This window comes from Aquipluma nitroreducens (assembly GCF_009689585.1).
GTDB lineage: Bacteria > Bacteroidota > Bacteroidia > Bacteroidales > Prolixibacteraceae > Aquipluma > Aquipluma nitroreducens.
The window spans coordinates 2,604,284-2,627,977 of record NZ_AP018694.1 but is presented as its reverse complement, the minus strand read 5'-3'; the positions used below and the strand labels follow the sequence as shown (position 1 = coordinate 2,627,977).

19 protein-coding genes are annotated in these 23,694 nt (G+C 42.4%); 14 read left to right on the top strand and 5 right to left on the bottom strand.

Annotated features, from left to right (window positions below; translation table 11 throughout):
* Positions 1-41 precede the first annotated feature (41 nt).
* The 4 genes from AQPE_RS11015 to AQPE_RS11000 all read left to right on the top strand — a co-directional run bounded on the left by AQPE_RS11015 (position 42) and on the right by AQPE_RS11000 (position 7,041).
* Complete coding sequence (locus tag AQPE_RS11015; protein WP_318351110.1) at positions 42-1,274, top strand: TolC family protein; 1,233 nt, start codon at positions 42-44, stop codon at positions 1,272-1,274.
* Positions 1,271-2,191 (top strand): efflux RND transporter periplasmic adaptor subunit, encoded by a 921-nt coding sequence (locus tag AQPE_RS11010; RefSeq protein ID WP_318351109.1) that lies wholly within the window; start codon positions 1,271-1,273, stop codon positions 2,189-2,191. Before AQPE_RS11015 ends, AQPE_RS11010 begins: the two co-directional genes overlap by 4 nt.
* Positions 2,192-2,194: 3 nt before the next feature.
* Positions 2,195-5,230 (top strand): efflux RND transporter permease subunit, encoded by a 3,036-nt coding sequence (locus tag AQPE_RS11005; protein WP_318351108.1) that lies wholly within the window; start codon positions 2,195-2,197, stop codon positions 5,228-5,230.
* A 311-nt stretch (positions 5,231-5,541) separates the two neighbouring features.
* Positions 5,542-7,041, top strand: a complete 1,500-nt coding sequence (locus AQPE_RS11000) for an IS1634 family transposase (RefSeq protein ID WP_318347493.1) — start codon at positions 5,542-5,544, stop codon at positions 7,039-7,041.
* A gap of 10 nt (positions 7,042-7,051) precedes the next feature.
* Here the strand turns inward: AQPE_RS11000 and AQPE_RS10995 are convergent, their stop codons facing one another.
* The 3 genes from AQPE_RS10995 to AQPE_RS10985 form a co-directional block, all read right to left on the bottom strand.
* Positions 7,052-7,720, bottom strand: a complete 669-nt coding sequence (locus AQPE_RS10995; RefSeq protein ID WP_318351107.1) for an endonuclease/exonuclease/phosphatase family protein — start codon at positions 7,718-7,720, stop codon at positions 7,052-7,054.
* Between the two features lie 15 nt (positions 7,721-7,735).
* Positions 7,736-8,719 carry a lipoate--protein ligase gene (locus tag AQPE_RS10990; RefSeq protein ID WP_318351106.1) on the bottom strand — a complete coding sequence of 328 codons (984 nt, stop codon included), beginning with the start codon at positions 8,717-8,719 and terminating at the stop codon, positions 7,736-7,738.
* Positions 8,720-8,827: 108 nt separating this feature from the next.
* Positions 8,828-11,209, bottom strand: a complete 2,382-nt coding sequence (locus AQPE_RS10985) for a TonB-dependent receptor (RefSeq protein ID WP_318351105.1) — start codon at positions 11,207-11,209, stop codon at positions 8,828-8,830.
* A gap of 120 nt (positions 11,210-11,329) precedes the next feature.
* Here AQPE_RS10985 and dtd point away from each other — a divergent pair, with 120 nt between their 5' ends.
* From dtd to AQPE_RS10955, 6 genes are all read left to right on the top strand, one after another.
* The gene (gene dtd / locus AQPE_RS10980) at positions 11,330-11,788 is read left to right on the top strand and encodes a D-aminoacyl-tRNA deacylase (RefSeq protein WP_318351104.1); all 459 of its coding nucleotides are present in this window, start codon (positions 11,330-11,332) and stop codon (positions 11,786-11,788) included.
* 106 nt (positions 11,789-11,894) lie between these two features.
* The gene (locus AQPE_RS10975; protein WP_318351103.1) at positions 11,895-12,236 is read left to right on the top strand and encodes a nucleotide pyrophosphohydrolase; all 342 of its coding nucleotides are present in this window, start codon (positions 11,895-11,897) and stop codon (positions 12,234-12,236) included.
* Between the two features lie 72 nt (positions 12,237-12,308).
* The gene (deoC, locus tag AQPE_RS10970; RefSeq protein ID WP_318351102.1) at positions 12,309-13,163 is read left to right on the top strand and encodes a deoxyribose-phosphate aldolase; all 855 of its coding nucleotides are present in this window, start codon (positions 12,309-12,311) and stop codon (positions 13,161-13,163) included.
* A gap of 56 nt (positions 13,164-13,219) precedes the next feature.
* On the top strand, positions 13,220-13,720 hold the full coding sequence (tpx, locus tag AQPE_RS10965; RefSeq protein ID WP_318351101.1) for a thiol peroxidase: 501 nt from the start codon (positions 13,220-13,222) through the stop codon (positions 13,718-13,720).
* Positions 13,721-13,862: 142 nt separating this feature from the next.
* Positions 13,863-16,649, top strand: a complete 2,787-nt coding sequence (locus AQPE_RS10960; RefSeq protein WP_318351100.1) for a phosphoenolpyruvate carboxylase — start codon at positions 13,863-13,865, stop codon at positions 16,647-16,649.
* 40 nt (positions 16,650-16,689) lie between these two features.
* On the top strand, positions 16,690-17,385 hold the full coding sequence (locus AQPE_RS10955) for a hypothetical protein (RefSeq protein ID WP_318351099.1): 696 nt from the start codon (positions 16,690-16,692) through the stop codon (positions 17,383-17,385).
* A 75-nt stretch (positions 17,386-17,460) separates the two neighbouring features.
* On the opposite strand, the gene AQPE_RS10950 is transcribed toward AQPE_RS10955, so the two are convergent.
* Complete coding sequence (locus AQPE_RS10950) at positions 17,461-18,435, bottom strand: polyprenyl synthetase family protein (RefSeq protein ID WP_318351098.1); 975 nt, start codon at positions 18,433-18,435, stop codon at positions 17,461-17,463.
* A gap of 201 nt (positions 18,436-18,636) precedes the next feature.
* Here AQPE_RS10950 and AQPE_RS10945 point away from each other — a divergent pair, with 201 nt between their 5' ends.
* From AQPE_RS10945 to AQPE_RS10930, 4 genes are all read left to right on the top strand, one after another.
* Positions 18,637-18,942 carry an ArsR/SmtB family transcription factor gene (locus AQPE_RS10945; RefSeq protein ID WP_318351097.1) on the top strand — a complete coding sequence of 102 codons (306 nt, stop codon included), beginning with the start codon at positions 18,637-18,639 and terminating at the stop codon, positions 18,940-18,942.
* Between the two features lie 144 nt (positions 18,943-19,086).
* Entirely contained in the window at positions 19,087-19,533 is a 447-nt protein-coding gene (locus AQPE_RS10940; RefSeq protein ID WP_318351096.1) for a 6-pyruvoyl trahydropterin synthase family protein, read from the top strand.
* A gap of 102 nt (positions 19,534-19,635) precedes the next feature.
* Positions 19,636-22,431 carry a DNA polymerase I gene (gene polA, locus AQPE_RS10935; protein ID WP_318351095.1) on the top strand — a complete coding sequence of 932 codons (2,796 nt, stop codon included), beginning with the start codon at positions 19,636-19,638 and terminating at the stop codon, positions 22,429-22,431.
* A 45-nt stretch (positions 22,432-22,476) separates the two neighbouring features.
* Positions 22,477-22,629: a hypothetical protein gene (locus AQPE_RS10930; RefSeq protein ID WP_318351094.1), complete on the top strand. Its 153-nt coding sequence runs from the start codon at positions 22,477-22,479 to the stop codon at positions 22,627-22,629.
* A 56-nt stretch (positions 22,630-22,685) separates the two neighbouring features.
* Here AQPE_RS10930 and AQPE_RS10925 read toward each other — a convergent pair whose 3' ends face one another.
* The gene (locus AQPE_RS10925; RefSeq protein WP_318351093.1) at positions 22,686-23,639 is read right to left on the bottom strand and encodes a tRNA dihydrouridine synthase; all 954 of its coding nucleotides are present in this window, start codon (positions 23,637-23,639) and stop codon (positions 22,686-22,688) included.
* Positions 23,640-23,694: the final 55 nt, after the last annotated feature.

Below are 23,694 nucleotides of genomic sequence, written 5' to 3'. Positions count from 1 at the left end.
AAGTTTTTACCTTCATACTTAAATTCACTGAAGTATTGATTATGCAGAAAAAGAACCTAATAATACTTGTACTTTTTCTAGTCACCGGAATTTTTGTTCAAGCACAATCGCTCGATTTTTACATTCAAAAAGGACTTCAGAATAGTCCGTTGCTAAAAGATTTCAGGAACCAGCTTCTCTCCGGAAAATTAGACAGTTTGCTCACCCAGGCCAGCTACAAGCCACAGGTTAACCAGGTTTCGCAGGCAATGTATGCGCCAACTGGCAAAAATATTGGGTACGATGAAGCCATAACCAACGGAGCCAACTATTCGGCAGTACTAAATGTGGTACAACCGCTTTTCAATCAAAAAATAAAGACGAATCAATTTCGAGAGATTACCTTGTCGAATCAGTCAATAGATGCAGATGTCCGGATTACTGAAACCGACTTGAAACAAGGCATTACTTCTCAATTTCTGACAGCTTACTCTGATTTCGCTCAGATTCAATTTAATCAAAGCACTCTGAATCTGCTGAAAAACGAACAGTCCTTATTGAAATCTTTAGCCGATCAGGGAATATATGCTCAGACGGATTTGATGAACTTGTCGGTTTCGCTATCTGCTCAAAAAATCGCGATCCGGCAGGCATTTATCCAATACCGGAACAGTCTTGCCATTCTTAATTTTATTTGCGGAATTAGCGATACCACAACGGTAGTTCTGAACAAGCCGGAACTCACGATTCGTAACCAGTTCAACATCAACAATTCGCCGGCTATGCTGAAATTTAAGATTGACAGTTTGAAAAATGTAAACAGCAAACAGCTAATCGACCTGAATTATCGTCCACAACTCAGCGCCTTTGCCGACGCGGGTTTTATGGCCGTTTTGCCTCAAAATATTCCACATAACTTCGGTACCAGCTTTGGTTTGAATTTCACCATGCCAATTTATGATGGGAAACAGCGAAAACTTCAGTACGAAAAAACTTCGCTGGCCGAAAATTCAAGGTTAGATTACCAAACCTTTTACACTTCGCAATACAAGCAGCAAATCAATCAACTAACCGAGCAATTAAAACTGACCGATGAGTTAATTCTGAGCATTCGGAGCCAAATAGCTGAACAGGAAAAACTGATTGAACTTTATAAAATAGAAATTGAAAAAGGGCTGGTGCGTTTTCCTGACTTTCTCAACACAGTGAATAACTACACACAAACAAAAAATAGCCTGACCGTTTCGGAAATGAACCGACTGCAAATCATTAATCAAATGAATTACCTCAAATGAAAAAGATACTTTTTCTCTCCAACATGATTATTCTTCTTGCAATTTTCAGTTGCACCAACAAGAGTAAGCCTTCAGAAGAAGAGTCTATCAAAGTAACTACTCCGGTTACAGTAACATCAGTTTCAACCGGGACCATCAGCAAAGTCATCAACCTGACGGCCACATCTTCATACCTGAAAAAAAATACAGTGAAATCGGCTGCAACAGGTTATATCACCAAAATATCGTGCAACATTGGCGAATACGTAAAGGCAGGGAGCCCATTATATTCAGTAAAAACCAAGGAAGCCGAAGCTCTGAGCAACTTCAGCAAAACCAATCCTGAATTTGCTTTCAATGGTGAACTGACCATTAAAGCACCGACTTCCGGAATTATTACTGAAGTTAACAAACAAGCCAACGATTACGTGGCCGATGGCGACCAGCTTTGTGTGATTGCCGAACAAAGCAGTCTGGTTTTTTTATTGAATGTGCCCTTCGAGCAAAACAAACTTGCCTCAATCGGTACAAATTGCGAGATTCTTTTGCCCGACTCCACCCATATTCAGGGAACAATTACTTCTAAACTATCAGCAATCGACGCCGTTTCGCAAACTCAGAGTTTTGTAGTAAAACCGCACACCAATGCCCAAATACCTGAGAATTTGACCGCTTTTGTTCAGCTTAATGAAAGCACCGAAGCCAACACGCAGATCACCGATAAAAAATGTGTTCTTACTGATGAAACTATGGATAAATTCTGGGTCATGAAACTAATCAATGACTCAACTGCCATTAAAGTACCCGTAAAAACAGGGATTGTAACCGATACTGAAGTTCAGATTCTCTCGCCAAAATTTGATAAGCTCGACCGCCTGATTAATACCGGAAATTACGGATTGCCCGACACGGCATTGGTAAATATCATTCAACCATAAACCATGAAGAATTTTTTTGTATCCCATAAAAATCCGGTCGCGGTTGTCTTGTTTATCATTTTGGCTGCCGGAATCTTTTCGTACACCAAAATGCAATCGTCGCTTTTTCCTGAAGTGACTTTCCCAAAAATCAAAGTCATTGCCGACAATGGGTTGCAGCCCGTTGGAAAGATGATGATTACCGTTACCAAACCACTCGAAAATGCAATCAAACGGGTTCCGGGTTTGAAAAATATCAGGAGTATTACCAGCCGTGGAAGTTGCGAAATTTCAGCTTTTATGGGTTGGAAAGAAGACATTGATTTGTGCAAGCAGCAGGTCGAATCGTCCATCAATCAAATTAAAGACGAATTGCCACCTGGAACCAATATCTCCGTCGAAAAGATGAACCCATCCATTTTACCAGTCATTGGTTATGTCATCAAGGGCAAGGGTAGAAGTAGAATAGAAATCAACCAGATAGCTAATTATACAGTCAAGCCCTATTTGTCGCAGGTTCCCGGTGTATCCGAAATCCGTGTTATAGGCGGAAAAACAAAAGAATTTCATGTAGAATTGCAGCCACAAAAGATGAGTGCGTTGAGTGTCACTCCGGCAATGATTACTACTGCGCTCAGCGAGTCAAACTTCATCAGCAGCAATGGTTACCTGAACGATTATAACCGGATGTACCTCACCGTTACTGATGCCAATGTCAAAAATCTGGAAGAGTTACAAAACCTGGTCATCAGCAATAATGGGAAAAGGGTATTGCACCTTCAGGATATCGCCAATATGGTAATTGCTGAGCAAACAGAATATGTGCGCGTAAATGCCAACGGCGAAAATGCGTTACTAATTGCCGTGGTGAAACAGCCCAATGCCAACTTGATTGATATTACCACTGGGGTAGAAAAAAGGATTGCGGAACTAAATAAAACTGTTTTGCCACGTGGGGTTAATATTTCATCATACTACGTTCAAGCCGACTTTGTCAATGAAAGTATCCGAAGTGTAAGCGACAGTTTGTGGATCGGCCTATTGCTGGCCATTGTGGTTTGTGTCATTTTTCTTAGATCGGCCAAGTCCAGCGCAGTGATCCTGATCACCATTCCACTGACCATTTCGTTGACTATATTAACTCTGTATGTACTCGGATACAACTTCAACATCATGACTTTGGGAGCTATTGCAGCTTCCATCGGATTAATTATTGACGATGCCATTGTTGTTGTCGAACAGATTCACCGGACTCACGAAGAACATCCGGAAACTCCAACCAAAGAGCTTCTTTCCAAATCGGTTAATTATTTGCTACCGGCCATGATCGGGTCGTCTATCAGCACTATTGTGATTTTTTTCCCTTTCATTTTGCTGAGCGGTGTAGCTGGCGCCTATTTTAAGATACTGGCCAATACCATGATGATTACTCTCATCTGTTCGTTTTTGGTTACCTGGATTGGCTTACCCGTTATTTACCTTTTGCTCTCCGGAAAACGAAAATCGGTTGACACTGAAATCGCGATTCACGAACGAAAAAGTGGCAAATGGATTTCCTTTTTCATACTCCGTCCGGTTATTAGTTTCGCATTTGTTCTGGCGCTCATCGCTTCAGTTTACTATATCTCCAGTCGTTTGGAAACCGGCTTCCTTCCTGAAATGGACGAAGGAAGTATTGTCCTGGATTATACCTCGCCGCCCGGAACATCGCTTCAGGAAACCGACCGAATGCTTCGTCAGGTAGAAAAACTCTTCCCTTCTGTTCCTGAAATTGAAACTTACTCCCGCAGAACCGGAACGCAAATGGGCTTTTTCATTACCGAGCCCAACTATGGCGATTACCTGATTCAACTCAGGAAAGACCGCAAGCGCAGCACTGAAGAAGTAATTGATGAAATCAGGAAAAAAGTAGAATCGACCCAGCCCGCTCTGCAAATCGACTTCGGCCAGGTTATCGGCGATATGCTGGGCGACCTGATGGCCTCGACTCAACCTATCGAAATCAAGATATACGGAGACAACGTGAATGTTTTGCAGGACCTGGCACGAAAAGTTGCCGAAATTACTGAAAATGTAAAAGGTACAGCCGATGTTTTCGACGGAATTACCATTGCGGGACCATCAATAAATATTGAACCCAACAACCAGAAACTGGCACAATTTGGTATTACTCCTGCCGATTTTCAAGCTCAGTTACAGACACAATTGGAAGGAAGTGTGATTGGCAATATCTTCGAGAAGGAGCAGCAAACGGCCATCCGGATGATTTATCCCGATGCCATAAATACGACTATCGACCGGATGAAAAACGGGACTATTTTCCTACCCAACGGTAAACTGCAACCGCTTGTTAAACTGGCCAAAATTACACCTGAACCTGGAAGCGCTGAAATTGAACGGGAGAACCTGCAAAGTATGATCCCGGTTACTGCGCGTTTGAATAATCGGGATTTGGGCAGTGTAATGACAGAATTACAGCAAGAAATTAAATCGAAAGTAAATTTACCCCAAGGCTACCACATCAGTTATGGTGGCGCTTACCAGGAACAGCAACAATCGTTCAGCGAACTGCTGATCATCCTGCTTTCGGCGGTTCTGCTCGTGTTTACCGTAATGATTTTCATGTTTAAAGATATTAAGGTGGCTCTTCTCATCATTGCGATTTCCATTTTGGGAATTTCGGGAAGCATGATTGCGCTTTTCATTACCAACACTCCACTGAATGTAGGTAGCTACACCGGAATCATCATGATTATCGGAATTATTGGAGAGAATGCCATTTTTACTTTTCTGCAATTCCACCAGACATTGGAAACCAATACTCCTGATGAGGCTGTGGTTTATGCCATTTCAACCCGCTTGCGTCCGAAATTAATGACTGCAATAGGGGCGATTATTGCATTATCGCCCATCGCTTTAGGAATCGGAACCGGAGCACAATTGCACCAACCGCTCGCCATTGCGGTCATTGGTGGATTTGTGATTGCTTTGCCACTTTTACTGATTGTTTACCCCTCAATGCTGAGGTTGTTGTTTAAAAACTCCATTGCGAAATCATAGGAATTAGCGTCATGCTGAACTTGTTTCAGCATCCTTAATGGAAATGAGACCTTGAAATGTGCAGTGTTGATTGATAAGATCTGAAATTGAGAATTTAATTCAGATCAAAATTTACAATTAACGGAACATGGTCGCTGTGCTTAATCCAAAAATCATATTCACCGACTTCCACCGATTTAAGTTTATCTATTAGGTCCTGACTTGTGACACTTTTGATTTTTCCACAGAGATCAATTTTTAAATTCCACATTATTAACAATTTAGCAATTAATATTTATTGATTTCACCGCACTAACGCCTAATTTTGCGGTATGTATTCAGTACGAAAAGTCAAAACTAAGTCGGGATCTGTTGCGGTTCAGGTTGTCAGGTATGTTGGTCACAGATCGATTGTAGGCAAACATATTGGTAGCGCCAAAGACCAGATAGAAGAGGCTGTTTTGAGGCAAAGGGCATTGGAATGGATCGATGAACAAACCGCCCAGTTATCGTTGTTCCCTGCCCAAAAACAAAAACTTTTAGTTGTAGACAGGGGCGAATGCATTGGGGTGACGCACCACTTTGCTTTTCGGTTCTTCATGGGCTGTTTCGATGAATGCGGTTTATCCCATCTTCCCCGCCTGTTGCTTGATCTGGCCATTATGCGCCTTATCGAGCCTGCTTCAAAACTCCGCTCTGTTGAACTGCTGGGATATTACTTCGGCATTAAATATTCTCAACGGATTTACCGCAATATTCCAAAGTTGTCAGCATACAAGGCAGATATTGAGCAATGTGCTTACAGGGTGGCACAACAGAAGTTCAATGAACCTTTCTATTTTGTGCTGTACGATGTTACCACATTGTATTTCGAGTCGTTTAAGGCCGATGAGTTTAAAATACAAGGGTTCTCAAAGGACAACAAGTCACAGCAACCCCAAATTGTCATCGGGCTGCTGGTAACACAAACAGGGTTTCCACTGTCGTATCAGGTTTTTGCAGGCAACACATTCGAAGGAAAGACAATGCTCCCGGTTGTGGAAACGTTTACCTCAGCCCACCCGCAGACACGGCCAATTATTGTAGCCGATGCCGCAATGCTGGATGAAGAAAGGCTTGCCGAACTCAGGGAAAAGAAACTATCGTACATTGTTGGTGCACGGCTGGCCAATGCGGAACTTGGATTGGTAAAACAAATCCATGCAACATTGAACGGGAAACACGGTGCCATAGCCCGCTTTCCATCGCGATACGGTTATTTGGTGTGCGATTTTTCACTCAAACGGTATAAAAAGGAATTGAACGAGCTAAACAAGCTTGTTCAAAAAGCCGAAGAGCTGGTGGCAAAGCAGTCACTGAAAGTGAAGGCTCAATTTGTCAGGAAGGTTACTAAAGAAAAAATAGAACTCAACACGACATTGATAGAAAAAAGGAGGCTGTTGCTTGGAATTAAGGGGTATTGCACCAACTTGCCCGAACAACAACTGTCCAACCAAATGGTCATAGACCGTTACCACCAGCTCTGGCACATTGAACAATCGTTCCGCATGAGTAAGTTTGATTTGCAAACCCGCCCAATATACCATCAAAAACAAGAAGCGATCAAGGCTCACGTACTGATTTGTTTTGTCGCTCTGATAGCAGAAAAATACCTGGAAATAATCACCAAATTATCATTGAGGGAAATCCGGTTCCTTGTCTGGAACATAACAGAAACCCATATTCAAGACCGATTGACCAAACAAACATTTGTCTTCCGATCCCCCACAAAGGAAATCATGAATAGCCAACTTGCAAACCTTATTACCAAATGGAATCTGCTACCGCACTAAATGTCACAAGTCAGGAAAAATCATATTCACCGACTTCCACCGATTTAAGTTTATCTATTAGGTCTTTAGACGCAAAGCAATAATCGATATGGTAAGGCTTGTCCTTATGACGATACATGAAAAGGGTAGGATGTTGTTCTTTCCCTTGTATCTGATTATGAAATAAGTGGTACGAACTATAAATTTCCTTTTCTTCTAACCGCTTTACGACAGTAGAATGATTCCCAACTCTGTGAGTTCTATCCCAAATTGTATTGCTATTGAAGTCGCCAACCAACATCGTTTTCTTGTTGTTCAAATATTGGTCATAAAAAAGAACCGCTTTCCAAACTTGTTCAATATAGCTGCCATCAGGGTCTTTCGGATTATTTGCCCAGATTGCATAAAGCGTAAAATCATAATTGCCACCGGTTATCCCAATTGGAATGATCATTTTTAATTCTGGATTGTGATTGTCAAGTAATTTAAAACGAAAATTACTGTATGAAAAAATGCCAAGTCCTTTGTTCTGATTAGTTCCAAACCATAAAATATCTTTTGCTTCAGGAATATCGGGATTGAATTTCAATTTGTCTGGATGCTCACATTCAGGAACAATTAAGATATCTGGTTTGTAGGTCAGAATAAAGTCAGCCTTTTTTCTGAATGCCATATTGCAGTTCCATGTTATTATTCTCATCCTTTGATAATATTTCTAGAACATTCCATTCATTAACTCATCAAACGACAATCCGTTTTGCTGAAATTCGTCTTCCAAACCCAATAGCGCTGCTTTCACAGCCTCATAATCGTGCCGACAACCAGCCAACACTTCTGCAATTTTTTGGCTGATTTCAGCCGAAATAGCGCCCGAAAACGAAGCTTCAGCTAGATAACCTTTTTCAACCAGCAAACTAACAGAAATCGCTCCATTTGCTGTATTCATCGAGTTAGTGAAACAATAGCGTGGCGAGTAACCAAAAATCCAGTCCCAGGTTTGGTATTTTTCTATACTGAGCTTTTGGATGGCTTCTATATCTTCCAGAGTCGGCTCATAAACCTGAAATTCCGTATAGTTTTTGCTGATTTTTCCGAAAAGAAAATCAGTAAATTCCTCAACCGAAATCGGATTTGGAAGGTAATCAGCAATGTTGGTAACTTCGCTGCGATTCGATTGTACCGCTTTATCTTCGTACTTCGATAAATCTACTTTCAGCGCACCTTTCAGGGCTTCCAAATGACTGTCGAACAACAAAGTTCCGTGGTGCAGAACACGGTTTCGGTGAACATGCTCGGCATTTCCAGAGATTTTTTTGCCATCAATCAGCAAATCATTTCTTCCGGTTGTGTAAGCCTCAATTCCTAGTTTTTTCAGAGCTTCAATTACCGGAACAGTAAATACTTTGAAGTTTACTTCCGAAATATCTTTCACATTCCGGATAAAGGTAAAATTTACGTTCCCCGGATCGTGAAAAACGGTTCCACCACCCGAAAGCCGTCGTGCAACTGGAATCTGATGAGTTCGCACAAATTCGTGGTTGATTTCGGCCAATGCATTCTGGTGCTTTCCAACCACCACCGAAGGACGGCTGCGCCAAAGCATAAAAAAATCTTCCTCAAAGTTCTTCAGGAAATACTCTTCGGCCGCCAGGTTAAAATACGGATCGGTGCTGGTTTGATTAATGCAGAGTGTGATCATAAGAGCAATAATATAGTTTTTGAACCACAATAGACACATAGGTCACATAGAAAAAACGAATTAGACTAAAAAACTATGTGTTCTATGTGTCTATGTATTCACGTCCAGTTAAAATTCAACTTGCACCCCAATCGTTGGGAGTACTGTTCCCGATGGATTTTTGACGCTTCGCAGCGCATATCGGGTGCCATTATCGGTAGTCAGGAAATTTCCGTTGGCATCGGTTTCGCGCACAACAATATCGGTGGATTGTGCCTGAAAATTATACAGGTTTTGAATATCGAGGTAAAACTTCAAGGTCATATTTTTCAGGTAATAAGCTTTGTCGACCCGAACATCCAACTGATGAAATACCCCGAACCGTTTGGTATTCAACTGTGAATAATCCAGATATGGGCCACCAGTCAGGTTCCATGCCGAAATGAGCGATGAACGATTCAGATCGTAGGGTGTGTATGGCAATCCACCCACAAACCGGAAACGTGTTCCGACTTGCCACCCTTTTTTGAGTGCAGCGCTTCCGGTGAGACTTAAAATTTGTTTGCTGTCCCATGCCGAAACAATATATTTTCCAGTACCATCCTGGAACTCACTGCGCACCAGCGTATACGACAAGTTCAGGTTATATCCTTTCGCTGAACTGATTCGTGCCTGAAACTCGGCTCCAAAGGCTCTTCCCTTTGAAGTAGAAGTCACTTCCTCGTCGCCAATCACACCATAATCGGCACCTTTGTTGGCGAGCGAAATTTGGTCGTTAACCGAAAACGGATAATCACGGTAATTTTTCAGGAATCCTTCGAGCGAAAACTGCATTGCAGTTGCCGGTTTAAATTCCAGTCCACCAATGAAATGATCGACAGAAATATATTTCAGGTTATCTTTATTCACAAACTGGTTGTTCTGTTGATACCCCAAAGTAGTGTAGGCCGGTAACTGAAAATATCGTCCCGAATTCAAATTCAGGCTCCATTCAGGAGAGAGTTGGTACGAAGCAGAAGCCCGTGGAGAAAACTGTTTCAGCGGGTTATTCATTCCGGATGAATAGTTGTTGGCATCCATTCGGAACCCTGCAGAAAGAGTCAACCGCTCAGCTAAAAACTCATGACTGATCTGCCCGAAAAGTCCATATTTCATCAGGTTCAGCTTCGTGTCATAATTCACGTTCTGGATATTTCCGTCGTAAAAACGTTTTTGCAGAGTGGCATTGCTATACCGCACAAAATCGATATTTGCACCAATGTTCGCCTTAAAACCATCCATCCGCATGTTGTTTTCGAACCTGATTTTGTTTTCCGCTTCCTGTGAAGTGTAATCCAATATTTTGTTGTTCGGCGAAGTTTCGTCGTTATCGAAATATTTGGTTGCTGTGTTGCTCAACTGGCTTCGACTAACAACCATTGTTTGGTAGCTCTTCTCCCTGAAGTGCTTGTAAACCGCGCCCAGCGTGTAACTCCACTGATTATTAGTTGGCAACTGGCTCAAAATATACTTTTGCTGATCGTCAGGATTTTTAATATCCAGATTCAATTCATTTTGATCAATGGCGCCCAATCCGATAAAAGTGAGCTCATTTTTAGCATCAAATCTAGTTTTGACCTTGAACTGCATGTCGTTAAATGTTGGCAAAAATGGCAGTTTAAGCGCTGTGAAAAGGAACTTCAAGTAGGACCGCCGTGCCGAAACAATAAAAGTTGTTTTATCGCTCAAAGGTCCGTCAACCGTAGCTGAAACTTCCGAAGCTCCCAAGCTTCCCTTGAATTTCATTTTGTCGGCATTTCCATCAACCTGCGCGAACTCGAAAACACCGCTCAGCGCATTTCCCCGGTCAGATGGAAATGCTCCGGAATAATAATTCACTTCGCGAATCAGGTCGGCATTCAGGATACCAACAGCCCCTCCGGAAGCGCCCTGCGTAGCAAAATGGTTGATGTTTGGAACCTCAACGCCATCGAGGTAAAACCGGCTTTCCGATGGACCTCCACCACGAATAATAATGTCGTTTCGGAAAGATGGAGACGATAAAACCCCTGCATAAGACTGAATGACCTTGGAAATATCACGATTGGCTCCCGGACTTTTTTCAATTTCGGCAATACCAATAGTCTTTAGCGAAACCGGGCTTTCTTCGGTTTTACGAAATGGCGAAACACTTACGGTCACTTCTTCGATTTCGGCATCCCGCTTCTCCATCCTGATTTCGACAAAGGCCGCTTTGGCATTGCTGATTTCAATCTCCGACGAAAGTGCAGAATGATAACCAATAAACGAAGCCTGAACACGCACAAATCCGGGCTTCAGGCCATTGATCTGAAAATTACCACCGTCGTCGGTAACTGCTCCAACCGAAGTTCCCGAAACAATTACATTCACAAAAGGCATCGGGTCATTACTCACAGCCTCTATCACACGTCCCTTCAGCACCGCCTGCTGAGCCAACAGGCTAGCTTCACAACCCAAAATCAGGAGACTTATAAAAATCCACTTTCTCATATCTTGCTTGAAATTAATCGATTTTGTTTAATTGTTGAAATGTAAACTTAAACAAGATATACCGGTCAAAGTTTAATCGTCCCATTTGTTTTTTATAAGTTTGCTTGAAAATGTAAGTTTATGAGATTGGTCATTCAACGGGTAAGCTCGGCTTCGGTAGAAGTAGAAGAATTTGTTGTTTCTGAAATTGAAACCGGACTATTGATTTTGGCCGGAATTGAAGAAGCTGATACTACAGAAGATATTGAATATTTGGTTAAAAAAACCTGCCAGCTTCGGATTTTCAACGATGCGGAAGGTGTAATGAACCTTGATGTTCAGGAAATTGGTGGAAAAATTATCGTGGTTAGCCAGTTTACCCTGCACGCCTCAACCAAAAAAGGTAACCGGCCATCGTACATTCGGGCAGCACGACCCGAAACAGCGATTCCGCTTTACGAACAACTGATCGATGCTTTCAAAAAAGTACTTGGCAATAAAAAAGTTGGAACCGGTATTTTCGGCGCCGATATGCAAGTCTACCTGGTGAACGACGGACCGGTAACGATTATTTTGGATTCGAAGAATAGGGATTTTTAGTCATTTGTGGTCATTTACTTCGCGTCATTAATCGCCGCTTTCAACAACAAATGACTATGAATGTCAACAAATGACTGATTTTAATTTCATTACAAATTCTTAAGATATGAACTCAAACGAAGTCACCCTCCCCGAAGCTCAGCAAATGGTTGACCACTGGATCAAAACCATTGGCGTGCGCTATTTCAGCGAGCTGACCAATCTGGCTATTCTAACTGAAGAAGTGGGAGAGCTGGCGCGGATTATGGCGCGGACATACGGTGATCAGTCGTTCAAAAAATCGGACGAAGGGAAAGATATGGCCGACGAAATGGCTGATGTGCTTTGGGTTCTGATTTGTTTGGCCAACCAAACCGGCGTTGACCTGAACGAAGCCTTCCTGAAAAACATCGAGAAAAAAACCAGTCGCGACAAAGACCGGCATCAAAATAATGAAAAATTGAAATAACCAATTCGGGTAGAGACGCAATGCATTGCGTCTCTACATTGAACAAAAAACATAACATTAAAACATAAAGATATGTCCATCGAAACCTGCCCATTATCCATCGAAGATATCCAATCTGAACTGGAAGAAATCCGCGAAATTGCTGCTAAAAACAATACAAAGAAAATGTTCGAAAAAGCGCTTTCGCTTATTGACCTGACAACTCTAAATTCAACTGATACTGTTAGCTCAGTTGCAGCATTTACCGAAAAAGTGAACCAATTTCCGGCAGCATTTCCGGGAATCAGCAATGTAGCCGCCATATGCGTTTATCCAAACATGGCCCATACCGTGAAAAGTTCCCTGAAAGTTTCCAACGTGAAAATTGCCGCTGTTGCCGGAGGTTTTCCTTCGTCGATGACATTTACAAAACTTAAAATTGAGGAGGCACAGTTAGCTGTTTCTGCCGGCGCCAACGAAATCGACATTGTCCTGCCTTTATGGGCTTTTCTTGAAGGTCATTTCGAAACCTGTATCAGCGAAATCTCAGGCATAAAAAAAGCGATTGGCGATGCCCATTTAAAAGTTATTCTGGAATCCGGAGTACTGAACGTAGATCAAATCTGGCAGGCATCCATTTTGGCCATTGGTGCCGGTGCCGATTTCATTAAAACCTCAACCGGAAAATTACCACAGGCAGCCTCGCCCGAAGCCGCTTTTGTGATGTGCCTGGCCATTAAACAGCACTTCGAAGAAACCGACCAAAAAATCGGGTTCAAACCTGCCGGAGGAATTGTAACTCCGGAAGATGCCATCCTCTATCTGACTATCGTTCAGGAAATACTGGGCGATCAATGGTTAACTCCTGAATTATTTCGAATTGGTGCCAGCCGCCTGGCCAATAACCTGCTCGAAAAAATTACAGGCAAAACCGTAAAACATTTTTAAGGCGAAGCTGTTTAAATGAGCAAAACCCAAAATTTAATTAATACATTTTTAAAATTATGGCACAAATTACATTAAAAGGAAACGCAATTCAAACCATAGGTGAACTGCCTGCTAAAGGAACAAAAGCTCCCGATTTCGAATTGATTAAAAACGATTTATCTAAAGTTTCGCTGAAAGATTTCGCCGGAAAACGTTTGGTTCTCAACATCTTCCCAAGTTTGGATACCGGAACCTGCGCGGCCTCTGTCCGTCAGTTCAACAAACTGGCTGCTGGCCTCGAAAACACAACTGTACTTTGCATTTCACGCGATTTACCTTTTGCACAGGCTCGATTTTGCGGTACCGAAGGCATCGAAAATGCAATCACTGTTTCAGATTTTGCAACCGGCAAATTTGGCAAAGATTATCAGTTGGAAATTGCAACCGGACCATTAGCCAATTTGCATTCACGTTCGGTTGTGGTATTGGACGAAAAACATCAGGTAATTTACACCCAGCAAGTTCCTGAAATTGTGGACGAACCCAATTATGATGCAGCTTTAGCTTCATTAAAATAGAAAGTAAACTTTACATCTTTTCTCAAAAGCTGTTTGCCTGGTGCAGACAGCTTTTTTTTTGCATAAACTACAAGTAAGGAACTATCAAGTTGCTCTTTTAAACCAATCATCTCAACAATAATTTCGTCAGCGGTGTTTATGTATGAAAATAACTAATATGCACCCTGTTTTAAAGGAAAACATTCAGGAAATAGGCAAACCCTATTCCGATCTTCATTTTCTGCTCGAATGCTTTGCCGAGGTTCTCGAAGCAAACAACGAAAAAGAACTCGTAACCTATATTCCCTGGCTCAACACAAAGGTTTCAACTCCAAAACCAGAACACGAACAAAAAGCAATTCATCTGTATTCCATTTGTTTTCAATTGCTTAATTTATGTGAAGTGAATTGGGCCGTTCAAAGCCGGCGCAATAAACAGCAACATCAGGGATCTCAAAGCATTAACGGAAGCTGGGCACATACTTTTTCAGAATTAAAACAATCGGGAATTCCGCAGGAAAAAATTGTTGCCGCACTTTCACAACTCGAAATTGAGCCGGTGATGACCGCGCATCCAACCGAGGCTAAAAGAACCGTTGTGCTGAAATATTACCGCGAACTTTATCTCCAGTTGGTTATGCTCGAAAATCCGGTTTATACCGTTCTTGAGCGTGATCAGATCCGGTCTGGTATCAAGGAATTGCTAACCAGGCTCTGGTTCATCGATGATATTTACCTCGAAAAGCCGCAAGTGGAAACCGAACTCGAAAATGTTTTACACTACCTCACCAAGGTTTTTCCTGACGTATTTGAACTGCACGACCGAACTTTGGTGCAAGCCTGGAATGAAGCTGGATTTCAACCCGAGTCGTTGCAAAATTACCAGTCAATGCCAAAAATAAGCCTGGGATCGTGGGTCGGTGGCGACCGCGACGGACATCCACTTGTAACTCCTGAAATTACACAATTTACCCTGAAGCGATTGCGAACAGAGGCACTGAACCTGACCAGTCAACGCCTGAATCTATTGGCCGACAGTCTCAGTATTTACACTTCTGAAAATACACTTTCAGTTGAAATTCAGGAGCGAAAATCGGAACTGGAAAAGCAGATTCCTGATATTTCAGAGAATATTCAATTCAGTTCGGCATCGCGCGAGCCATTCAGGCAATTTGTGCTTCTGCTCATCGAAAAACTTCCGGTGAAGCACAACCATTCAGGAGGAAATATTCAACTGTCACCCACCAATTGGAGCTACTCCAATTCGGGCCAGTTAATTACCGACCTGGAACTGTTGCTTCAGGCACTTTCCAACTGGGGCGCGCCTATGCTGGCCATCAACGAAGTAAACAAAGCGCTGCGTTTTGTGCAGAATTTTGGTTTTCATCTTGCACATCTGGACATCAGGCAGAATAGCGAATTTTACCAGAAAGCATTTCTTGGTCTGTTGGAAGATGTCGACACATCCAGCTTTTCCATAAATACTGACCATCATCAGGTTGATAAACAATTTCTACTTCAGGAGTTAAACCTCTACCGGCCTTTTACTTATAGTTACTCCGGAAATGTTTCTGAAACAGCGAATGCATTGGGTTATTTATCCGTATTGACCGGGCATATCCGGAATTACGGCACCAATGCGTTGGGTTCGATGATTGTAAGTATGACCAAAAAGGTGGACGATTTATTCACGTTTTACCTGCTTGCCCGCGAAGCCGGATTATATGTGAAAACCGAGTCGGGACCGGCTTGTCAATTGCCGGTTGTACCACTGTTTGAAACGATCGACGATTTGCATCGGGCGCCAGCCATTCTGGATGAGTTTTTAGCGCATCCGGTAACCCAAAATACGCTTCAGTTGCAAGCTCAGCGCAAAGGCTATTCAAGGCCTGTAGCCGAAGTAATGATTGGTTACAGCGACAGCAATAAAGACGGGGGCATTTTGTCGAGCCTCTGGCACTTATACGAAGCACAGCACGAACTGGCGAAAATTGGGCGAAAACACGGCGTTGACATCCGTTTTTTCCACGGAAAGGGTGGAAGTATCAGTCGGGGGGCTGGCCCGATTCACTGGTTCCTGAAAAGCCTTCCGCCGGAATCATTGTGCGGCAAATTACGGCTCACCGAGCAGGGCGAAACCATCGAACGAAAATACGCGAACAAGGTTAATGCCGCTTTTAATCTGGAATTGTTGACTTCAGGAACTTTGCGGAATGCGATGCTAAATACTCATCCGTTTGATCCTGAATTATTTGAACTGGTTGGGTTTATGGCACACGAAAGTTTTACAACTTACAACGCACTTACCCGCCACCCGAGCTTTATCCGGTTTTTCGAACAGGCAACACCCATCGATGTGATTGAAACCAGCAAAATCGGCTCACGCCCATCGCGCCGAACAAATCAACGCACATTGAACGATTTGCGTGCCATTCCATGGGTTTTCAGCTGGACACAAAGCCGGGTAAATATTACCAGTTGGTACGGAGTTGGCAGCACGCTTTTACTCCTGAAAGAACAATATCCTGAAAAGTATGCTTTGTTAAAGCAGCTATTGATTTCGCATCCTCTGCTGCGGTATATTTTAACCAATGTTGACTCTGGTTTGGCAGCAACCGATCCGGAAATTATTGAGCTTTATGCTTCGCTGGTCAATGAGGAACAAGTTAAAAACGACATTTTGCCACTAATTTTATCTGAGTTTCAGCTTACAAAAAGCCTGTTGGCCGAATTGCTCGAAAAGCCGTTCGAGGAAAGAAGAAAGAACCACTATTACTCAACACGGCTGAGAGCTGTGGCTTTGGATTTAATGCATCAGGTACAGGTAAACACCTTACGTCACTGGCGAAATGAGAAAGATTCGGAAGATCCGGAAATTGCCAATCAGCAGAATATTATTTTACTAAAAACCGTTAATGCTGTGGCTAATGCACTGGGTTCAACCGGATAAAAATTGAAACAACTCAAAAAATGATATTTAAGACTTAAACATGCAAAAAATAATCAGCAAATATTTCGACGAATTCTCGACCATGTCGGAAGCTTCGCACAATGCAGTACTCGAAATTGCCAATCGCGAAGAAATTGAGATGAATAAAATTATCGTGGCCACCTCGTTTTGTTTCGACGAATTGAACCATCAGCCAGCAAAAATGAATCTTCCATCGCCACAGGGAACCTTTATAATGGGTGGGTTGGCCGGTTATCCATTTGTTGGCGATATCGGGCTAACTGCATTTGTCGACCACATTCCCGACGAAGGTGCAGCTTTGTTTATTTTCGGGTCGCATATCGGCATTTCGCGTACAGGCGAAGTTGGTAAAATCAAGCGGGTTGGCCAGCACCGGCACACCAATACCTGCGGGGCATTGATGATGGTTCAGAATCATGTTCTATCTTCGGAAATACACGAAATTGACTCAGATGATTATTCCGAATTTCAGCCTGAATTTCTGGCGCTCCGATTATTGCCAATGGCTAACGAAATCAGGAAAGCTGAGGTTCCGATTCTGAAAACCACACATTTGGTTTACGACCAGATTGAAAACGAAATACTCAAGCTGATCATTAACAACAAAAAGCTTCAGGCTAATTTTCCGGTGTATATTTTGGGAGGCATTGTAATTAATACGGATGAAAGTTTGCCCAATTATTTCTCGCAAAAGGTATTTCGGAAGGTGAGATAAAAAAAGGGAAAAGTCATTGGTCATTAGAAAAGTTGGGTTCGATTATTTCCAAATGACTAATGACTTTTTTCGGCTTTATTTCTGCCGGGTCGTGGTATAATTTACCAACTCTATCAGCGCAGTTCTTGATTCACATTCAGGAAATTCCATGATTCCGGCGATGGCTTTTTCGCGAAATTCGTTCATCATTTGGGCAGCATATTCCAGCCCACCTCGGCTAACCACCAAATCGACAAGCTCTTTCACTTTGGCCTGATTCTTATTTTTGCGCTTGATCAACCTTAAAATCCGGCTGCGTTCGCCCGGTTCGCAATTATTTAAAACATAAAGCAGAGGCAAGGTAATTTTTTTCTCCTTGATGTCGTTTCCGGTAGGTTTGCCCAATATTCCTTTGCTTTGGTAATCAAAAATGTCGTCTTTAATCTGGAAAGCAATGCCAACATCGAGCCCGATGCTGAACATTTTTTCAACAATTTCATCATCCTTGGTAACCGAGGCAGTTCCAATGGCCATGCTGGTTGCAATCAATGAAGCTGTTTTTTTCCGGATGATTTCGTAGTAAGTTTCATTGTCGATGTCCAGTTTCCGGCTCTTACGCATTTGGAGAATTTCTCCTTCGCTCATGTCTTTCACAGCACGCGAAATCAAGTGTAAGAAACGATATTCCTTTTTATCGAGTGTATTCAAAAAACCCCTTGCCAAAATAAAGTCACCAACCAGAACGGCAATTTTATTTTTCCATAAGGCATTGATTGAGAAACTTCCGCGTCGTTCGTACGATTCGTCCACCACATCGTCATGAAGCAAGGTTGCTGTATGTAACAATTCGATGGATGAGGCCGCCAGATGGGTAGATTCATTGAATTCTCCGCACATTTTAGCCGACAAAAAAACAAACATCGGACGCATTTGCTTCCCCTTTTTCCGGAGAATATATTTGATGATGATTTGTAAAAATGGGATGTCACTTTTAATGGCTTCTTTGAAGTAGCTTTCGAAACTTTTTAGTTCTTCCTTTATCGGCGATTGTATAATGTCCAAAGAGGTCATTCAGGCTTTTTTTGAATGGTTCAAAATTAAAAAATATATTGACTTTATCCTGAAAATCGATTCGTTTGATGAACTTTCAAATTTACATTCGGAATAATCCTGTCTTCACTTATTTGAAAACGTTCTAAACTATACTAAGTTAAAAGAAGGTTTAATTAAAACTTAAATATTCATATATTTGCATCTGTTAAAATTATTATCATGATGAATATTCAGGAAATAGATTCCGACAAGTTGGAGATGGCAGCAAGCATGCTTAAAGCCATTGCCCATCCCGTACGAATCGCAATTTTAAAGCATTTGGAAGGCGGTAAAAAGCTCACTGTTACTGAAATCCACGAACTGCTTGGAATTGAACAATCAACAACTTCCCATCATTTAGGAATACTGAAAGACAAAGGAGTTCTTTGCTCGCGCCGTGAAGGGAAAAACACTTATTATTACCTAAAACACGACATTCTAAGTCAGATTGTCGACTGCTTACAACGATGTACCTGCGAAGAATAGGTTAATCGTTCATCTCATTTTAAAGATCCGATCTCGTCACAAAGGTCGGATCTTTATTTTTTATTCCTGTATGCAGATTCAAACAAATAGTTTAGTCCATTATTTAAACTTCTTTCCTAATTTCGACCTCCAGAAATTTACAAAATGGCAAAAATTAGAGTTACCAAGCAATTTGGCTTCGAAATGTCGCACGCACTGCTCAACTACGACGGGCTTTGCCGCAATATTCACGGCCATTCATACAAATTACAGATTACCGTTGCGGGCGAACCCATGCAGGCTCCCGGAAGTCCAAAAGACGGAATGGTAATCGATTTTAGTATCCTGAAAAAACTTATTCAGGAACAGATTATAAGCAAGTTAGATCATTCGCTCATGATCAACGAAAGCGCACCAACCGATAAACTCGATGCTTTGGGACAAATGTACGAACGCCACCATGTGGTACCCTTTCAACCCACTTCCGAAAATATGGTCGTGTATATTGCCGAAAAAGTGAAACCGCTTTTGCCTGAACATCTTGAGCTATTCTGCGTTCGGTTATACGAAACGAGCAGTTCGTTTGCAGAGTGGTATGCCGAAGACAATTAATTGCAGATTAACGATTAAAGATCGACGATTGCAGAAGGAAAAAATCGTTAATCTCAAATCGTTGTTCGTTAATCGTTAATTTTATAGAAAATTCAAACCGAAATGACTGCACACAACAACACTGATAAACGACTTTTTTTGCTTGATGCCTATGCGTTGATTTATCGTTCGTATTTCGCGTTCATCAAAAATCCACGCTTTAATTCAAAAGGACTGAATACCTCGGCCATGCTAGGTTTTGTGAATATTCTGGAACAATTGCTTCGCGAACAAAAACCAACACACATTGCCGTGGTTTTCGATCTGAATGTTCCTACTTTCCGCCACGAAATGTTCGAAGCTTACAAAGCCAACCGCGAAGTGATGCCTGAAGATCTCCAAAAATCAATTCCATACATCCGGAAAATAATAGAAGCCTACAACATACCGATGCTTGAAAAAGCTGGTTTCGAGGCCGACGATGTGATCGGAACTTTGGCCAAAAAGGCTGAAACGATGGGCTATACCACCTACATGATGACGCCCGACAAAGATTATGCACAGCTGGTGTCCGAAAATATTTTCATGTACAAGCCATCTAAAGGTGGTGAAGCTCCTGAAATTTGGGGAATTCCGCAGGTACAGGAAAATTTTCTGGTTGACGAGCCATGGCAGGTAATCGATGTGCTTGGACTGATGGGTGACACCGCCGATAACATTCCGGGATGCCCCGGCGTTGGCCCGAAAACAGCCATGAAGTTGATTTCAGAATTTAAATCGGTTGACGGACTTTACCAAAACATTGACTCACAGAAGGGAAAACTGAAAGAAAACCTGGTCGAATTTGAGCAACAGGTTCGCATGTCGCGCAAACTGGCGGAAATTATCCTGGACGTTCCGGTAGATTTCGACGAGGATAAAATTGTGATGGAAGAACCTAATTTTCAGAAGCTCAACGAAATTTATACTGAACTGGAATTCCGCCAACTGATTAAGAAACAGGAGGCAAAACCTCAAACTACAAACGATAACCAGTTTGAACAAGGTACTTTGTTTGGATCTCCAATTACGACTCCGGAAGAAAAACCGGTTGAAGCCAAAAATCTTGACTCGATAAATACCATTCCGCACCAATATTACCTGATTGAAACTGCCGAGCAACGCGCCAGTTTGCGTGCCGAACTTTCGGTACAAAAAGAATTTTGTTTCGATACCGAAACGACAGGATTGGATACCATGACTGCCGAACTGGTTTGCATGTCGTTTGCCTTCCGGAGCCACGAAGCTTATTGCGTGACTTTGCCCGCCAACCGACAGCAAGCCACCGAAATTGTACATGAATTCCGATTAGTTTTTGGCGACGAAAAAATCGTGAAAATCGGGCAGAACATCAAATACGACCTTTCGATCCTGAAAAATTACGGACTTGAGATTCGCGGTCCGCTTTTCGATACCATGATTGCGCATTACCTGATTCAGCCCGAAATGAAGCACAACCTCGATTATTTGTGCGAACAATACCTCAATTTCCAGAAAATTACCACCGACACGCTGATTGGCGGCAAAGGCTTATTCGAGAAAACCATGCGCGATGCGGATCTGGAGCAATTGCGCGACTATTCGTGCGAGGATGCCGACCTGACTTTACAGTTGAAATATGCCGTCGAAAAAGACCTTGACAAAAATGGCACTCGTCAACTATTCGATGAAGTTGAAATGCCGCTGATTTATGTGCTGGCCGATATGGAAATTGCGGGGGTGAATTTAAACACTTCGGAATTAAAGATTTACGCCGGGGTTTTAAGTAAACAGATCATCGAAATTGAGCGTGAAATTATACAACTGGCAGGCGAAGAATTCAACGTTTCGTCGCCCAAACAATTGGGAGTCATTCTGTTCGAAAAACTAAAAATCGATCCGAACGCCAAAATGACAAAAACCAAGCAATACTCAACGGCCGAAGAAACGCTTGAAAAACTCTCAGACAAACACCCGATTATTGCCAAAATTCTCGACTACCGGGGACTGAAAAAACTGCTCTCAACGTATGTAGAAGCGCTACCATTGCTGATCAATCCGAAAACTAAAAAATTACATACCAATTACAATCAGGCCATTGCAGCCACGGGTCGTTTGAGTTCTACGAATCCGAACCTGCAAAATATCCCGATTCGCGACGAAAATGGCCGCGAATTGCGCAAAGCCTTTATTCCATCCGACGGTGAGCACACCTTCCTTTCTGCCGACTACTCACAAATTGAATTGCGCATTATGGCCGCGCTAAGCAAGGACGCCCAAATGATGGAAGCCTTCCGGAACAATCAGGATATTCACTCGATTACCGCCTCCAAAATTTATAAAATACCGCTTGATCAAGTAACCTCCGATATGCGCCGGAAAGCCAAAACAGCGAACTTCGGAATTATCTACGGCATTTCTGCTTTTGGTTTGTCGGCACGGCTGAATATTCCGCGTACCGAAGCCAAACAACTGATCGACGGCTATTTCGAAAACTTTCCGGATATTAAAAAATTCATGGATTCGAGCATCGAAAATGCACGGAATGTGGGTTTTGTGGAAACCATCAAAGGCCGCAAACGCTACCTCAACGACATCAACTCGTCGAATGCCGTTGTGCGTGGGGTCGCCGAACGGAACGCCATCAATGCGCCCATTCAGGGTTCGGCTGCCGATGTCATTAAAATTGCGATGGTGAACATCTGGAAAGCAATGAACGAACAAAAACTACGCTCAAAAATGATTCTTCAGGTACACGATGAGTTGAATTTTGATGTTTGGATTCCCGAATTGGAGCAAATGAAAGCTATTGTAAAACATGAAATGGAAAACGATGTAAACATTGGCGTACCGCTGACTGTTGAAATGAACGCAGGCGATAACTGGCTCGATGCGCATTAATTTTTGCCAGCTTGCCCGCATCTTCAACAACGAATTGATTAACTGATGATGGAGGCAATTTTTACCGAGGATGAATACCGGGAAGCGCTAAAAAGGTTCTTGGAGATATGTGACAAACCAGATAATACAGCCGAAGCTGAAGAATTGGAAATGTTGATGACTGTCATGGAAATCTATGAACAGGAAAACTGCTCGTAGAAAAGTATTCAGTCGCAGTTTTCGGTTTTAATCAATCCTTCAATTCATACAGTCTACTAGTAATTTTTGAAAATCTCGGTCACCGCGGCATTGTACTTCAGTAAACTGCTCGATTTCGTAACCAGTTTCATTGCTTTGTGCGGATTCTCGAACGACTGGCTGAAATATGCCCAAAACTGACTCATCTTCATCACAATATGGCCATCGCCTTGCAGGCGGGCAGAATATCCTTCGAGCAACTGATCGTGAAATTCACGCATCTGTTTCCGAAGTGCTTTGGGCTCAAAAACTTCGCCCTTTAATTGAGCCGCCAGTGCTGGATTTGTCACTAAGCCACGACCAATCATCCAGCTATCTTGTTCAGGCAAAAGCGATTGAATTTCCTGAAAATCGGCTGCTGAAGAGATGTCGCCATTATACACCATTGGGTGTTTCACCTCAGAAATGGCCTCGGCAAAAAGCTGCGGATTGGCTTTTCCATCATACATTTGGCTGGCGGTACGCGGATGAAAAATAATTTCTTCCAGCGAAAATTGATTTAAAACGCTGAAAATGGCTTTGGCATCCTGATCATCCTTCATTCCGGCACGCATTTTTACCGAAAATTTCGCCGGAAACGCTTTTGCGTAAAGTTGCTGAAGTATTTCACTCAAAGCTTCCGGCTTTTCGAGCCATGCCGCTCCCCTGCCCTTGTTCGTTGCCATTGGATACGGACAACCCAGATTCAGGTTAATTTCCTCGTATCCGTAGTCAATCAGGATGCTAACCAAATCAAATAACTCAGCATGATCGGAAAATAAAACCTGCGGAACAACAGGTAACGACTCATTGTTTTCGGGGAAGACTTCGCGTAACTGCGATTTTTTTATTTCGCGACCCTTGCCATACGACAGGTAAGGAATAAAGTACTTATCAATTCCGCCAAACGATTCTGCCAAAGCCTTTCTAAAGTCAAAATCGGTTGCTCCCTGAAGTGGAGCCTGATATATTTTTATTGCATTTTGTGACATAGTCATTAAATTTAATTATTAAGCCAAACGTAGTGGCAGAATAAAGGTGATTAAT

Excerpts from the sequence above, each read along its gene's own strand:
- AQPE_RS11015 (WP_318351110.1), top strand. The coding sequence starts at position 42 with ATGCAGAAAAAGAACCTAATAATACTTGTACTTTTTCTAGTCACCGGA.
- AQPE_RS11010 (WP_318351109.1), top strand. The coding sequence starts at position 1,271 with ATGAAAAAGATACTTTTTCTCTCCAACATGATTATTCTTCTTGCAATT.
- AQPE_RS11005 (WP_318351108.1), top strand. The coding sequence starts at position 2,195 with ATGAAGAATTTTTTTGTATCCCATAAAAATCCGGTCGCGGTTGTCTTG.
- AQPE_RS11000 (WP_318347493.1), top strand. The coding sequence starts at position 5,542 with ATGTATTCAGTACGAAAAGTCAAAACTAAGTCGGGATCTGTTGCGGTT.
- AQPE_RS10995 (WP_318351107.1), bottom strand. The coding sequence starts at position 7,720 with ATGAGAATAATAACATGGAACTGCAATATGGCATTCAGAAAAAAGGCT.
- AQPE_RS10990 (WP_318351106.1), bottom strand. The coding sequence starts at position 8,719 with ATGATCACACTCTGCATTAATCAAACCAGCACCGATCCGTATTTTAAC.
- AQPE_RS10985 (WP_318351105.1), bottom strand. The coding sequence starts at position 11,209 with ATGAGAAAGTGGATTTTTATAAGTCTCCTGATTTTGGGTTGTGAAGCT.
- dtd (WP_318351104.1), top strand. The coding sequence starts at position 11,330 with ATGAGATTGGTCATTCAACGGGTAAGCTCGGCTTCGGTAGAAGTAGAA.
- AQPE_RS10975 (WP_318351103.1), top strand. The coding sequence starts at position 11,895 with ATGAACTCAAACGAAGTCACCCTCCCCGAAGCTCAGCAAATGGTTGAC.
- deoC (WP_318351102.1), top strand. The coding sequence starts at position 12,309 with ATGTCCATCGAAACCTGCCCATTATCCATCGAAGATATCCAATCTGAA.
- tpx (WP_318351101.1), top strand. The coding sequence starts at position 13,220 with ATGGCACAAATTACATTAAAAGGAAACGCAATTCAAACCATAGGTGAA.
- AQPE_RS10960 (WP_318351100.1), top strand. The coding sequence starts at position 13,863 with ATGAAAATAACTAATATGCACCCTGTTTTAAAGGAAAACATTCAGGAA.
- AQPE_RS10955 (WP_318351099.1), top strand. The coding sequence starts at position 16,690 with ATGCAAAAAATAATCAGCAAATATTTCGACGAATTCTCGACCATGTCG.
- AQPE_RS10950 (WP_318351098.1), bottom strand. The coding sequence starts at position 18,435 with ATGACCTCTTTGGACATTATACAATCGCCGATAAAGGAAGAACTAAAA.
- AQPE_RS10945 (WP_318351097.1), top strand. The coding sequence starts at position 18,637 with ATGATGAATATTCAGGAAATAGATTCCGACAAGTTGGAGATGGCAGCA.
- AQPE_RS10940 (WP_318351096.1), top strand. The coding sequence starts at position 19,087 with ATGGCAAAAATTAGAGTTACCAAGCAATTTGGCTTCGAAATGTCGCAC.
- polA (WP_318351095.1), top strand. The coding sequence starts at position 19,636 with ATGACTGCACACAACAACACTGATAAACGACTTTTTTTGCTTGATGCC.
- AQPE_RS10930 (WP_318351094.1), top strand. The coding sequence starts at position 22,477 with ATGATGGAGGCAATTTTTACCGAGGATGAATACCGGGAAGCGCTAAAA.
- AQPE_RS10925 (WP_318351093.1), bottom strand. The coding sequence starts at position 23,639 with ATGTCACAAAATGCAATAAAAATATATCAGGCTCCACTTCAGGGAGCA.